Annotated in this window: 11 protein-coding genes; all 11 read right to left on the bottom strand. The window is 59.8% G+C overall.

Annotation, left to right across the window (positions count from 1 at the left end):
- Nucleotides 1-199: 199 nt before the first annotated feature.
- Nucleotides 200-496, bottom strand: coding sequence for a DUF2845 domain-containing protein (locus ACYZT9_RS22770; RefSeq protein WP_462007521.1), 297 nt, complete (start codon nucleotides 494-496; stop codon nucleotides 200-202).
- The gene (locus ACYZT9_RS22765; RefSeq protein WP_462007520.1) at nucleotides 496-3,435 is read right to left on the bottom strand and encodes a DUF748 domain-containing protein; all 2,940 of its coding nucleotides are present in this window, start codon (nucleotides 3,433-3,435) and stop codon (nucleotides 496-498) included. Before ACYZT9_RS22765 ends, ACYZT9_RS22770 begins: the two co-directional genes overlap by 1 nt.
- Nucleotides 3,436-3,540: 105 nt before the next feature.
- Complete coding sequence (locus ACYZT9_RS22760) at nucleotides 3,541-4,557, bottom strand: class I SAM-dependent rRNA methyltransferase (RefSeq protein WP_462007519.1); 1,017 nt, start codon at nucleotides 4,555-4,557, stop codon at nucleotides 3,541-3,543.
- Between the two features lie 99 nt (nucleotides 4,558-4,656).
- Nucleotides 4,657-5,526 (bottom strand): oxygenase MpaB family protein, encoded by an 870-nt coding sequence (locus ACYZT9_RS22755; RefSeq protein ID WP_462007518.1) that lies wholly within the window; start codon nucleotides 5,524-5,526, stop codon nucleotides 4,657-4,659.
- Nucleotides 5,527-5,688: 162 nt separating this feature from the next.
- Nucleotides 5,689-7,626 (bottom strand): acetate--CoA ligase, encoded by a 1,938-nt coding sequence (acs, locus tag ACYZT9_RS22750; protein ID WP_462007517.1) that lies wholly within the window; start codon nucleotides 7,624-7,626, stop codon nucleotides 5,689-5,691.
- 196 nt (nucleotides 7,627-7,822) lie between these two features.
- Nucleotides 7,823-9,487, bottom strand: coding sequence for a glucose-6-phosphate isomerase (gene pgi, locus ACYZT9_RS22745; protein WP_462007516.1), 1,665 nt, complete (start codon nucleotides 9,485-9,487; stop codon nucleotides 7,823-7,825).
- Nucleotides 9,488-9,708: 221 nt separating this feature from the next.
- Nucleotides 9,709-10,089: an aspartate 1-decarboxylase gene (gene panD, locus ACYZT9_RS22740; protein WP_084323050.1), complete on the bottom strand. Its 381-nt coding sequence runs from the start codon at nucleotides 10,087-10,089 to the stop codon at nucleotides 9,709-9,711.
- A gap of 193 nt (nucleotides 10,090-10,282) precedes the next feature.
- Nucleotides 10,283-11,143, bottom strand: a complete 861-nt coding sequence (gene panC, locus ACYZT9_RS22735) for a pantoate--beta-alanine ligase (protein ID WP_462007515.1) — start codon at nucleotides 11,141-11,143, stop codon at nucleotides 10,283-10,285.
- Complete coding sequence (gene panB, locus ACYZT9_RS22730; protein WP_462007514.1) at nucleotides 11,140-11,940, bottom strand: 3-methyl-2-oxobutanoate hydroxymethyltransferase; 801 nt, start codon at nucleotides 11,938-11,940, stop codon at nucleotides 11,140-11,142. Before panB ends, panC begins: the two co-directional genes overlap by 4 nt.
- 366 nt (nucleotides 11,941-12,306) lie before the next feature.
- Nucleotides 12,307-12,792, bottom strand: coding sequence for a 2-amino-4-hydroxy-6-hydroxymethyldihydropteridine diphosphokinase (folK, locus tag ACYZT9_RS22725; RefSeq protein WP_462007513.1), 486 nt, complete (start codon nucleotides 12,790-12,792; stop codon nucleotides 12,307-12,309).
- 2 nt (nucleotides 12,793-12,794) lie between these two features.
- Complete coding sequence (locus tag ACYZT9_RS22720; protein ID WP_462007512.1) at nucleotides 12,795-14,198, bottom strand: polynucleotide adenylyltransferase PcnB; 1,404 nt, start codon at nucleotides 14,196-14,198, stop codon at nucleotides 12,795-12,797.
- Nucleotides 14,199-14,361 lie beyond the last annotated feature (163 nt).

The following is a 14,361-nucleotide window of genomic DNA, read 5'->3' as shown; positions in this document are numbered from 1 at the left end:
GGTCATTACAGGCCCCGACATTCGTGTCGGGGCCTGTTCTATTCTGAGTAACACAAAACTTAATGTGGGAGCGGGCTTGCTCCGGGCGGCGTTCCGACGATGAGGCCATTACATTCAACATTTATGTTGACTGTTACACCGCCATCGCGAGCAAGCTCGCTCCCACATTGAAGTGTGCCCATACAAAATTGTGTTGGATTCAGTTACCGCGCTTGCTGGTGATCTGCCTCAGACGATTCCCTTCAAACCGCAGGTACTGGTACATCCCGCCGTTGGGCCCGTAGGTCCATTCCTCGACCTGGAACTCTTCCCGCCGGTTGGCGCTACGCTTGTAGCCCAACAGATCGCGGGTGACCGGTTCACCACATTTCTGCAGCACCTCGCTGGACCGGTCCCCGACGCTGACCAACTGACTGCCGCAGCGCAGGGTATCGGCGGCCGAAGCCTGGCTGGACGCCAGTGCCAGCGCCAGGCCGAGCAGCAATGGTCTGATCATCACTCGGCGTCCAGATGCAAAGGCGTCACCACCCGGCCATCACTTTGCGCCTCGCCAAGGCTGGCGTCGATGAAGTACACGCGATCATCGGCCAACTGAGCCTTGTCGACCAGATAGTCCTTGATACTGCTCGCACGGTCCTGGCCCAGTTGACGCAGCAGCACGTCGCTGGAACTCCAGAACTTGATCACGTCCGCACGCATTTTCGCGGTGCGTTCTTCCTTGCCCAGGTCCTTCCATTCGGCGGGTGGCTGATTCTTCAGTCGGGTGCGATAGATCCCTTCCAGCAGCGGACCTTTCTCACCGTCTGGCACTTGCAGCAACGAGGCCTGCGCCGGCACCTTGTCGCCGCGGCGCTGGAGCATTTTGTAGTAGTTGTACTGGTATTCCCGTTCCAGGCGTTGCTCGGCGATCAGCGGGCCGTCGCTGCTCGCGGCGGCGGTACCTTCGATTTCCAGGCGCAGGGCCGGGCGTTCCTTCAGGGCCTGGGACAATTTGACCAGTGAAGCTTCGGCCTCCTTGCTCAGGTCGCTGGAGCCCGCTGCAAACGAAACCGTGCCCAAATCTTCCGAACCACCACCGGTGACCAACCCCCCGATCATTTTGAACGGCGCGGCGGCGGCCTTGACGATCAGGTTGCGCAGGGTCTGCCAGACAATGGGCATGACGCTGAACTGTGGATTGTTCAGGTCGCCGGTCACCGGCAGCTCGATGGAAATCTTGCCATCGACATCTTTGAGCAGGGCGATGGCCAATTTCAACGGCAGGCTGGTGGCGTCCGGGCTGTCGACTTTTTCGCCGAGCTGCAACTGCTCGACCACCACTTTGTTCTCAGCCTTGAGCTGGCCTTTGGTGATCAGGTAATGCAGGTCGAGGTTGAGCCGGCCCTTGCGGATACGGTAGCCGGCGAACTTGCCGGAGTAGGGCGTCAGCGTGGTCAGTTCAACCCGTTTGAAGCTGGTGGCGATGTCGAGGCTCGCCATCGGGTCGAACGGATTGACCGAGCCTTTGATGGTCACCGGCGCGTAACGATCGACCTTGCCCTTGATGTCCACGGTCGCCGGTTTCGCCTGACGGCTATCGATGATGCCTATCTGGCCGTTGAGCTGTTGCACGGCGGTGGCGAAGTTCGGGGTCAGGCTGAAGTCGGCAAAGTTGGCCGAGCCGTCGTTGATAGCTATGCCGCCGATGCGGATGCCCAGCGGCTTGTCCTTGCTGGCCGGTTTGGCCGCCGCTGTCTTGGCGCCTGAATCGGGCGGTTGCGGGATCAGCAGGTCATCGACGTTGGTGGTGCGGTCATCGTTGATCATGAAGCGCACATAGGGCTGGAACAGGTTGATCCTGTCGATCGACAGGCTGTCGCCGTGCTGGTAATTCAGGCCTTCGAGCACCACCTGTTGCCACTTGAGGAAGTCGCGGGTTTTCAGGGTGTCGAGGGTATGCAGTTGATCGATCTGTGCGCGCCCTGTCACGCTGAGCGCCAACGGCTCGGTGCTTTTCAGGTTCACGGCCAGGTCACTGCCGAGCATGCCGCTGCGCAGTTCGAGGCGAATGAACGGGTTGATGTAGGACTGGGCAACCCGCAGGTCGATGTCCTTGGTCTGCACGTTGAGTCTGGCGCTGACCGGTGCCAGGTTGACCTCGCCTTCGGCGGTGATCTTGCCCTGCTTGCCGACACCGGTGTCGAGCTTGAGGGTAAAAGGCGAGCCATTGAGGCTGTCGAAATTCTGCAGGTCCAGATTCAGCGGGCTCAGGTCCAACGTCACGGCGGGTTGTGCTTTGCGGTCTGCCAGATGCACCTGGTAATCGCGCAACTGCACATCTTTCAACAGCACTTGCCAAGGTTTGCTCGGCGGCGCCGGTTCAGGCTTTGGCGAGTCGGCTGCCGCGGGCGTGCTGACCGGTTCGGCTTTTGCCTTGGCCGCTGCCTTTGACGGTTGGCTGGCGAACAGTTTCTGCCAGTCGAGTTTCCCGTCGGCTTCAAGCGCTGCCCAGGTTTCCAATTTATTGCTGCGAATCTTGCCCACCACCACTTGCTGTTTGGCCAAGTCCACGGTGGTGTCGGTGATGTCCAATCGCGCGAGTTTCGCCAGAGGCCGACCGTCCGGAGCTTTGATAGCGAAGGGTGCGACGCTGACCGCGAGGTTGCTCAGCAGCAGCTCGGTTTCCTTGGACAGGTTGAGTTTGTAGTCGGTGCTGAGGTTAAGGACGCCGCTTTCGAGGTCCAGTGGTACGGCGTCGCGTACATATGGCCAAAAGGATTTCATCTTGCCGTCGGTGATTTTCAGCTTACCTTCGGAAGCGAACGGGATCAGGCTGAAATTGCCGGTCCAGTCGATTTGCCCACCGCCAGGGCCGACAGCGACCAAGGTCATATCGGCGTTGTCTTCCGGCAGCGTGCTGAGGTTGTTCAGCTCGAAATCGAGTTTGTCGTAGAGAAATTCGATGGGCTCGCTGGGCCGCGCATCCTTAAAATGTACATAGCCGTCGGCTAGTTTGATCCGCTCAACGCGCAGCGGAAACGGTTTGGCGTTTGGGTCGGTCGGCGTCGGCTCGCTCGCCGGCAGTTTGAACAGGCCGAGCAAATTGAGTTTGCCATCCTTGCCGAACAGGATTTCGGTCTTGGGTTTGTCCAGCTCGATATCAGACAGATGCAGCGCTTTGGTCCACAGGCTGTCGATCTGCAGGTTGGCATAAAGGCGTTCGAAGCCGACCTGTTCCTCGCCCGGCTCCCCGATAATCAGACCCCAGAGGGTGACTTCAAGGCTGAAGGGGTTGAGTTCGATCCGCTGAAGAGTGGCGGGCGTCGTGGCGTAGTTGGCCAGTTGCTGGTTGGCAACCCGCAATGCGATGCCCGGCAAAATCAGAAACCCCAACAGGCTGTAGAGAGCCAGAGCAGTCAACAAGGCGCCGATAGCGCGGATCAATCCTTTGGGCATGTGCGGCTTCATCTGTCTGAATCGGAGTGCGTTGGAGTATGGCACGCGAATCCGGTTCCGAAGTTACCCTGTGGTATAGGATTTATCTGAAAGTGACCTTGAGTTTCAGAGCTGCAAGATCAGGGTTTTCAGCGGAGGTTGTTGATCCATGGACGGGAAATCGCCACCCGGTTTCATCACCGTCCACTCACGCACTGGTCGCCCGGCTTTTTCCGCACAGCGCAACACCTGCTCACGCCAATCGTCCATGCTGACTTTTGCCAGGTTGTTGCAGCAGATCAGCACGCCATTGTCGGCGGTGGTCAGCAGCGCGGGTTTGAGCAGGCTCTGGTAGTCGCGCAGCAGGTCGACGGTGCCGAAAGCGCTCTTGGCCCACGCCGGTGGATCCAGCAAAACCAGGTCGTATTGACGTTGTTCCAGGCGTTGATAGCTCGGCAATTTTTGCCCGCGGCGCTGGCTGATGGGCAGACCGGCGAGTTGGCGAATGGCCGGGAAATAATCGGACTGGATGAACTGCATGGTCGGCAACTGCGGATTGAGCAGACCGTTTTCGCGACCGACCGCCAGATTGCCCTCGGCGAAGTCCAGATTGCAGACCTCGCTCGCGCCACCGGCTGCAGCACTCAGGCCGACGCCACAGGTATAGGCAAACAGGTTCAGTACGCTTTTGTTCTTGCTGTGCTCCTTGACCCAGCCGCGGGTGTTGCGCAGGTCGAGGAACAGCAGCGGATCCTGACCGGCATGGCGGCCACGGACCCGGTAGTTAAGCCCCCATTCGTGGCCGACCAAATCTTGCAGGGCGGCTTCGTCGGCGCGGTAGACGGTGTCCTCGCGGTCGATGCGCGAGTTGCCCCGGGAGCGGTCGTTGTAGACCAGCAGGGTCTCGAAGCCCAGGTGTTGATTGATCGCCTCGTGCAGTTGCAGCAGAGCATCGCGTTCCAACGCCTGGTGAAAGCTCTGCACCAATAACTGCGGACCGTAGCGGTCGATGGTCAGACCGCCAGCGCCTTCCTGGCTGCCATGGAACAGGCGATAGCAATCGGTGCCTTGCTGATGCAGTTCGGCAAGCAGGTCCTGGCGATGTTCGAGGGCGGCGCGCAGCGCCTGATTCAAGGAAGACATGCTGGGCGCCTTGCAGGGGGAGGGAATTTGGCGCGGGAGTTTAACAGTTACTGAGCTTCAAGCTTCAAGCTTCAAGCTTCAAGCTTGCAGCTCTGAGCGTCAGCTCAGCCCCATCCGCCGCTTGGCCCGATGCACCGAGCCATTGCGCACCGCCCAGCGCAGCATCGGCGCGCTGCGGTTGACGCTGGCGCGGATCAGTTTGCGTTGCAGCGAATTCTGGCTGACACCCAGCATATCGCTCGCCCAATCCGGCAGCAGGTCAATGCCGGCCTGCATCATCAAGCCACCGAACGGCTTAGCCAAACGGCTGGGGGCAGGGGCGTTCAACAACAGTCGCAACACCTCGCGACTGCGCTCGTCGCACAGCAATTGCGGACGAAGGCGTTCGAGGTAATCGGCGATCTGCTGCCGCGAACGTGGAACGTCACGGGCGCCCAGGCGTTCAGCGATCAGGGCGATTTCGTCGTAGTACCGATCCTGATCGGCTGGCGACAGGTGCGGGTTGCGATAGCGCAAATGCGCCGCGAGGAAGTTGCTGACCTCGGCCACGTGCACCCAAGTGAGCAAATCGGGATCACTGGCGGCGTAGGGCCGGCCATCCGGCGCGGTGCCGGTCACTTGCAGGTGGATGGTGCGGACTTTCTCGATCAGCCAGTCGGCATCTTTACGCGAGCCGAAGGTGGTCCCAGAAATGAACTGCCCGGTGCGGCGCAGGCGCCCCAGCATGTCCTCGCGGAAATTCGAATGGTCCCAGACCCCGGCCAGCGCCAAGGGGTGGAGGGCTTGCAGCATCAGCGCGCTGATACCACCAATGAGCATGCTGCTGAAGTCGCCGTGGATTTGCCAACTCACCGAGTCGGGGCCGAACAGGCCGGGGTCACCCTTGGGGTTTTCCAGGTCGAGTTTGCCAAGGGACAGACCGGAGAGGCTCATGACCTGGGTTTCGATGCGGCTGCGGATGAATTCCATGGCGACTCTGTAATTCTGTAGGAGCGAGCTTGCTCTGCGCGGCGTTCCGACGATGGACGTTAACGATAACGCGTATTTCCTGAATAAACGCGGCGCGCTTGAGTTCATCGTCGGAACGCCGCCCGGAGCAAGCTCGCTCCTACAGGGTGCATTGGGCACACATTATTGATTCAGGCGTTTATCGACCAGGTCCTGAACCACGCTTGGATCGGCCAGGGTCGAAGTGTCGCCCAGACTGTCGAGTTCGTTGCAGGCGATCTTGCGCAGAATCCTTCGCATGATCTTGCCCGAACGGGTTTTCGGCAAGGCCGGTGCCCACTGGATCAGGTCCGGTTTGGCGAAGCTGCCGATGTCCTTGCTGACGTGCGCCAGCAGTTCCTTCTTCAGCTCGTCGTTGGGCTCGGTGCCGTTCATGGGCGTGACAAAGGCATAGATGCCCTGGCCTTTGACGTCATGAGGGTAACCGACTACGGCGGCCTCGGCGATGCTGTCGTGGAGCACCAGGGCGCTCTCGACTTCGGCGGTGCCAATGCGGTGGCCGGAAACGTTGATCACGTCATCGATACGCCCGGTTATCCAGTAGTCGCCGTCCTCGTCACGGCGGGCGCCGTCGCCGGTGAAATAGTAACCGGGATAGGGTTTGAAGTAGGTGTCGACCATCCGTTGCGGGTCGCCGTAGACGCTGCGGATCTGCGCCGGCCAGCTGGATTTGATCGCCAGCACGCCGCTGCCGGCGCCTTTGATTTCCTTGCCGACTTCGTCAAGCAGCACCGGTTGCACACCGAACATCGGTTGCGTGGCGCATCCGGGTTTGATCCGCTGTGCGCTGACCAGCGGGCTGAGCATGATGCCGCCGGTTTCGGTCTGCCACCAGGTATCGACGATCGGGCAACGCTGTTCGCCCACGGCATTGAAGTACCAGTCCCACGCTTCGGGGTTGATCGGCTCACCGACGCTGCCGAGTAATCTGAGGCTCGCCCGGGACGTTTCCTTCAACGGTTCGGGGCCTTCGCGCATCAGCGAGCGCAGGGCGGTGGGGGCGGTGTAGAAGATGTTCACGTGGTGTTTATCGATGACTTGCCAGAAGCGCGCGCTGCTCGGGTAACTCGGCACGCCTTCGAAGATCAGTGTGGTCGCGCCGTTGGCCAGCGGCCCGTAGACGATGTAACTGTGGCCGGTAACCCAGCCGACATCGGCGGTGCACCAGAAGACTTCATCGTCGCGGTAGTCGAGCACGTATTTGAAGGTCATCGTCGCTTGCAGCAGATAGCCGCCGGTGGTGTGCAGTACGCCTTTGGGCTTGCCGGTGCTGCCGGAGGTGTAAAGGATGAACAGCGGGTCTTCGGCGTCCATCGGTTCGGGCGGGCAATCGTCGCTGACGTCGCGCAAGGCCTGGTGATACCAGAGGTCGCGGCCTTCGACCCAGTTCACTTCACCCTGAGTGCGCTCGACTACGATCACCGTGCTGACATTCGGGCAACCTTGCAGCGCCTGGTCGACCTTCTCTTTGAGCGGTACGAATTTACCACCGCGCACACCTTCATCGGCGGTGATCACGGTGCGGCAGTCGGCGTCGAGAATACGATCGCGCACAGAGTCGGGGGAGAAACCGCCAAACACTACGGAATGCACCGCGCCGATGCGCGTGCAGGCGAGCATGGCGTAGGCCGCTTCGGGAATCATCGGCATGTAGATGCACACGCGATCGCCTTTCTTCACGCCACGGCTTTTGAGCACGTTGGCCAGGCGGCAGACGTTGTGATGCAGTTTTTTGTAAGTGATCTGGTCGGATTCGGCGGGGTCGTCGCCTTCCCAGATGATTGCGATCTGATCGCCACGTTTTTCCAGGTGACGGTCGATGCAGTTGTAACTGACGTTTAATTTTCCGCCAGCAAACCAGCTGGCTTCGCCGGTTTTCAGGTTATAGCGCTGAACGGAATCCCACGGGGTGCTCCAGTCGAGGAAGCGTGTGGCCTGTTCAGCCCAGAATTCGGTGGGGTGTTCGATGGATTGTCGGTACAGGCGCTTGTAGTCGTCTTGACTGAGTTGCGCAGCCCGGCGGACGGCATCGGCTTTGGGGAACGTGCTGATATCGAACATGACGGTTCCTTATTCTTGTTTTCACGACAAGTAATAAAGATGCGCCGAGTGATCAAGTGGTTCAAGTCATACGCAAAACAACTGTGGGAGCTAGCTTGCTCGCGATTGCGGTTTGTCAGGCAACAATGATGTTGACTGAACCAACGCTATCGCGAGCAAGCTCGCTCCCACAGGGGGATAGCAATGTGGCGTCAAGTTACCCGCGGTGACGACCGCGGAAGTAGTTGATCAGCCCTTGCGTGGACGCATCGTCCGCCGGGGTTTCTTCGCTGCCGACCAGGCGGTTGTAAACGCCTTTGCCCAGTTCTTTGCCCAGTTCCACACCCCACTGGTCGAAGGCATTGATGCCCCAGACCACGCTTTGCACGAAGACTTTGTGTTCGTACATCGCCACCAGCGCGCCGAGACGACGCGGGCTGATGCGTTCGACCACCAACGTGTTGCTCGGACGGTTGCCCGGGATCACCTTGTGCTGCGCGAGTTTCTGCACCTCGGCTTCGGCCATGCCCTTGTCGCGCAGTTCGGCTTCCGCTTCGGCGCGGGTCTTGCCGAGCATCAGCGCCTGGCTTTGTGACAGGCAGTTGGCGTACAGCCATTGGTGATGGTCGGACACCGGGTTGAAGCTGACGATCGGCACGATGAAATCGGCCGGAATCAGTTGAGTGCCCTGGTGCAGCAACTGGTGATAGGCGTGCTGACCGTTGCAACCCACGCCACCCCAGATCACTGGACCGGTGTCGGTGGATACCGGCGTGCCGTCCTGACGCACGCTCTTGCCGTTGGATTCCATGTCCAACTGTTGCAAGTGCTTGGTGATGTTCCGCAGGTAGTGGTCGTACGGCAGAATCGCGTGGCTCTGCGCGCCCCAGAAGTTGCCGTACCAGACACCGAGCAACGCCAGCAGCACCGGCATGTTTTGTTCGAAGGGGGCGCTCTGGAAATGCTGGTCCATTGTATAGGCGCCGGACAGCAGTTCCTTGAAGTTCGACATGCCGATGGCCAGGGCAATCGGCAGACCGATGGCCGACCACAGCGAGTAACGACCGCCGACCCAGTCCCACATCGGGAAGATGTTTTCTTCACGGATACCGAACGCGACGGCTGCTGCATTGTTGCTGGAAACGGCGATGAAGTGACGGTACAGCTCGGCTTCCGAACCGCCCTGAGCCAGGTACCAGGCGCGAGCGGCCTCGGCATTTTTCAAGGTTTCGAGGGTGTTGAAGGATTTCGACGAGACGATGAACAATGTGGTTTCGGCGCGCAATTGCATCGTCAGCTCGTGGAACTCACTGCCGTCGATATTTGCCAGGTAATGGCAGCGCACGCCTTTGTGGGTGTAGGCCAACAGTGCTTCAGACACCAACTCGGGGCCAAGGAACGAGCCGCCGATACCTATGTTCACCACGTCGGTGATCGGCTTTTCGGTGTAACCGCGCCACAGACCGTCGTGGATGCGGCCCACGAGGTCGGTCATCTGGTTCAGTACCTTGTGTACGTCTGGCATCACGTTGACGCCATTCACCGACAGCTTGTCGCCCACTGGACGACGCAACGCGGTGTGCAGGGCCGGACGACCTTCGGAGGAGTTGACGATTTCGCCGTCGAACAGCGCTTTGATCGCGCCTTTAAGGTCGACTTCGTTCGCGAGGCCCACCAGCAGATCGCGGGTCTCGGCGTTGATCAGGTTCTTCGAGTAATCGAGAAACAGGCCGCAACTGCTGAGGGTGAATTGGGTAAAGCGCTGCGGATCGGCATTAAAGGCTTCGCGCATGCTGAAATCCTGCATGGCTTGGCGGTGATCATTCAGCGCTTGCCAGGCGGGCAGAGCGGTCACGTCGTGAGGAGTGCGGTAGTACGCCATCGCTGCGGGTTTCCTTTTTACTTGAACGGCCTTTTGAACACAAAAAAATCCCGGAGCGCTGTGGGTGGGCGTCCGGTCAACTGCGTCGACACGATTTCATGGCACAGGGCGAATACAGTAAACCTCGCGCTGCGATCTGTCTTGACTTTGTCTGACCCGTTCCCGGTACTTTTTTATACATGAGTCAGGGAACGGTCCGACAAACGGAAGAGACGGTTCGGTCAGGCGACCTGAACCGGAATGGCATTGCTGGTGTGGCTCAACTCGTTACCCGGCGCCATGTAGAGCATGCGCGGCTTGAAGTTGAGCAGCTCGGCTTCACTGTAGTGAGCGTAAGCGCAGATGATCACACGGTCGCCGACCTTGGCCTTGTGCGCCGCGGCGCCGTTGACCGAGATCATGCGCGAGCCTGCTTCGCCACGAATCGCGTAGGTGGTGAAGCGTTCGCCGTTGTCGACGTTGTAGATCTGGATCTGTTCGTATTCACGGATGCCGGACAGGTCCAGCCATTCGCCGTCGATGGCGCAGGAACCTTCGTAATCGAGAACTGCGTGGGTGACTTCGGCGCGATGCAGCTTGGCCTTGAGCATGATGGCGTGCATGAGTGTTTCCCAGGTCGGAATCGAACGGCGGGCAGTTTGCCCGAAGGCTTAAAGGGCGGCAATAAGGGGCAAGGCAACGCAGGATCCTGTAGGAGCCGAGCTTGCTCGCGAAAGCGGTGGATCAATCGACATCAATGCTGAATGACACACCGCTTTCGCGAGCAAGCTCGGCTCCTGCAGGGACTAGCGGTGTTCAGGCGGGGGCGTCGAGGTTCAGGTGCAGGTTGTCGATCAGCCGCGTTCTGCCGAGGAACGCTGCTACCAGAATCACGAGGTCGCGATCTTCAGAAGTCGCCGGGCGCAAGGTCAGCGCATGGCGGATTTCCAGGTAATCGGTACGTAAGCCTGCCACTGCGAGTTGCTGCTGTTGCGCCGCGACCAGCGCCGAATAGTCGCGATCACCCTGCTTAATGGATTCTGCAATCGAGGCCAGCGTTCGATACACCACTGGCGCAACCGCCCGCTGCTCTTCGCTGAGAAACCCGTTGCGCGACGACAGCGCCAAGCCATCCTCCGCACGGACCGTCGGCTCGCCAATGATCTGGACCGGCATGTTCAGGTCATGCACCAGTGCGCGAATCACCGCCAGTTGCTGGAAGTCTTTCTGGCCAAAGATCGCCAGGTCCGGCTGAACCATGTTGAACAGCTTGTTGACCACCGTCGCCACACCTTCGAAATGCCCCGGACGGCTGGCGCCGCACAGGCCTTCGGACAGTTGCGGAACGCTGACGCGGGTCTGGCCGGCCATGCCGTCGGGGTACATTTCTTCAACGGTCGGCGCGAATAGCAAGTGACAACCGGCCTCAAGCAGTTTCTCCTGATCTGCCGCAAGGGTGCGGGGATACTTGTCGAGGTCTTCGCCAGCGCCGAATTGCAGCGGGTTGACGAAAATGCTCGCGACCACGAAATCCGCCCTTTGGCTGGCTTTGGCGATCAGTGCAATGTGACCGCTGTGCAGGTTGCCCATGGTCGGCACGAAGGCAATGCGCTTGCCTTCGCTGCGGGCGCGGGCCACGGCGGCCCGCAGTTCGCGTACGGTTTTTACGGTGTTCATGCAGAGAATCCGTGTTCGATCCCAGGGAAAGTCACCGCTTTGACTTCGGAGACGTAAGCGCTCAGGGCCGCTTGAATGTTTTGTTGCCCGGTCATGAAGTTCTTCACGAACTTCGGCACCCGGCCAGTGATCGACAGACCGAGCATGTCGTGCAGCACCAGCACCTGGCCGTCGGTGCCGCTGCCGGCGCCAATGCCGATCACCGGGATCTTAACGGCCTGGGTGATTTCTTCGGCCAATTCGCTCGGCACGCACTCGAGCAGCAGCATCGCCGCGCCCGCCTGTTCGAGGGAGATTGCGTCGGCACGCATCTGCCGCGCCTGGTTTTCATTGCGACCCTGGACTTTGTAACCGCCGAGGATATTCACCGACTGCGGTGTCAGACCCATGTGTGCGCACACCGGGATGCCACGTTCGGCCAGCAAACGGATCGAGTCCGCCAGCCACAGAGCGCCTTCGACCTTGACCATGTGCGCACCGGCCTGCATCAACAGGGCGCTGTTGGTCATGGCTTGTTCGGTGGTTGCGTAGGCCATGAAGGGCAGGTCGGCAAGGATCAACGCGTCGGTGTTACCGCGTTTAACGGCAGCGACGTGGTAAGCCATCTCAGCCGTGGTTACCGGCAGGGTGCTGTCGTGACCTTGCAGAACCATGCCGAGGGAGTCGCCCACCAGCAGCACTTCGACGCCAGCCTCATTGCAGGCGTGGGCGAAGGTTGCGTCATAGCAGGTCAGCATGGTGATTTTTTCACCTTTTTGCTTGAGACCTTGCAGAGTGGTCAGGGTGATGGCTGGCATGAAAAGTTCCTCATTCAGGCGCTGTGGAAACTACTGCGAGTAACGCGCGTGATTCTTCGTTAAATACAGGCGCACGGTCTTGTTGTCGTGCTTTTAAGGCCTGAATTGCGCCCTTGTACACCGTGTTGACGGCAGCGGGACGCCTATAGTCGTGAGGAGAACTCGGGAAGTCAATTGCGTGTGTTACCGCGTTGTTACGGATGGGGTGTTACCGGAGTAACTGATGCGATTCAGCAGCCGCAGATCTTTGCTCGACACAAAAACAATGTGGGAGCGAGCTTGCTCGCGATAGCTGTGTGTCAGTCTCACGAATATTGGATGTGCCGACGCTATCGCGAGCAAGCTCGCTCCCACAGGGGGGTTGTATCAATTTGTAGAGAGGCGTTCCAACCCGACGAACGGGCATGTCTCGAGCAGTTCTCTGAGGCTGCGGCCGTCTGCCAGACGCAAATCCGCAGGCGCCAGTTCGGCCAGCGGATACAGAACGAACGCGCGTTCCTGCATATGGTAGTGAGGGACTTTGAGGCGAGGTTCATCGATCAATCGATCACCAAACAGCAGAATATCGAGATCCAGCGTGCGTGGGCCCCAGCGTTCCAGGCGTTCGCGGCCCTGTCCGTTCTCGATGGCTTGCAGCGCATCGAGCAGCTCCAATGGTGCAAGCGTGCTGTCGAGTGCCGCGACCGCGTTGGTGTAACGCGGTTGGTCGGGCAGCAGCGAATCGCTCTGATAAAACGCGGAAACCCCGACCAGTTTGCTCTGCGGCAACTGCGCCAGTGCCTCGACGGCGCTGCGCAATTGTTCGGCGGGGTCAGCCAGATTGCTGCCCATGCCAATGTAAATGCGATTCATGCTTACTCGCCCGTAGCGCCCGGTGCGCCGGCCGTGCGTTTGCGCTTGGCGCCGCCGCTGCGACGACGTTTGCGCGGCGCACCGCTGGCACCGTCGTCCTTGCCGCTGAGGTCGCGGATCATGTCACGACGTTCGCTGTCGTTGGCGTCTTGATAGTCCGTCCACCACTCGCCGAGGCCATCGGTCTGCTCGCCAGCGCTTTCGCGCAGCAGCAGGAAGTCGTAGCCGGCGCGGAACCGTGGGTTGTCCAGCAGCAAGTCGGCGCGTTTACCGCTGCGGCGCGGCAGACGTTCCTGCATGTCCCAGATTTCGCGGATCGGCATGGTGAAACGTTTTGGAATGGCGATCCGCTGGCACTGTTCGGCAATCAACTCGTGCGCCGCTTCCTGCATCGCCGGGATCGGCGGCATGCCACGTTCCTGCAAGCGCAATACGCGAGCCGGCAGGGCAGGCCACAGCAGGGCTGCAAACAGGAACGCCGGGGTCACCGGTTTGTTCTGCTTGATCCGCAGGTCGGTGTTGATCAACGCTTCGCTGATCAGGGTGTGGGTGTACGTCGGGTTGTATTCCAGCGCCTCGGCACTGGCCGGGAACAGCGGATCGAACAACTGCAAGTCAACCAGCATCTCGAAAGTGTCCGCGGCATGGCCGGAGAGGAACAGCTTGAGCACTTCTTCGAACAGCCGGGCTGACGGGATCTCGCGCAGCATCGGCGCCAGATCGCGGATCGGCAGGGCGCTGTGTTTTTCGATGCCGAAATTCAGTTTGGCGGCGAAACGCACGGCTCGCAGCATCCGCACCGGGTCTTCCTGGTAGCGCTGCTTCGGGTCGCCGATCAAACGGATCAGGTGATTGCGAATGTCGTGTACGCCGTTGGCGTAATCGAGAATGCGTTCACTGACCGGATCGTAATACAGGGCGTTGATGGTGAAGTCGCGACGTTGCGCGTCTTCTTCCAGCGTGCCATAGACGTTATCGCGCAGAATGCGCCCGCTCTCGTTGCGGGAAGACTGGTTGCTGTCTTCCTCTTCGTCGTTTTGCGGGTGATTGGCGCGGAAGGTCGCGACCTCGATGATTTCGCGACCAAAATGGATATGCACCAGTTTGAAGCGACGCCCGATGATCCGCGCATTGCGGAATTCGGCGCGAACCTGTTCAGGGGTGGCGCTGGTGGCAACGTCAAAATCTTTTGGCGTGATGCCGAGCATCATGTCACGCACACAACCGCCGACCAGATAAGCCTGGTAACCGGCGCTCTGCAAGCGTTCGACGATATTCACCGCGTAACGGCTGAATTGCGCCTTTTGCAGTGAATGTTGGCCGCTGTTAAGCACTTCCGGCGTGCTGCGGATGTGTTGCGTATGACGCTTTGGAGTACGGAATGACTGGAACAGCTTCTTCAGCATGGGATGCACTGTTTGAAGGAATGTTCGGCCATAACGAAGAATGACCGCATGATGGGCGGGGATTCTAGCATTTAGTCGAGGGATGGTGTAGGACACTGGAGATATGAGGTGTAAGCCGCACGCTGTAGGAGCGAGCTTGCTCGCGATGGTCGTGAACGATAAC

It is taken from the genome of Pseudomonas sp. ZT5P21, assembly GCF_054897785.1.
Note: the sequence above shows the minus strand (reverse complement) of the source record. Positions and strands in the feature narration are given on the sequence as shown.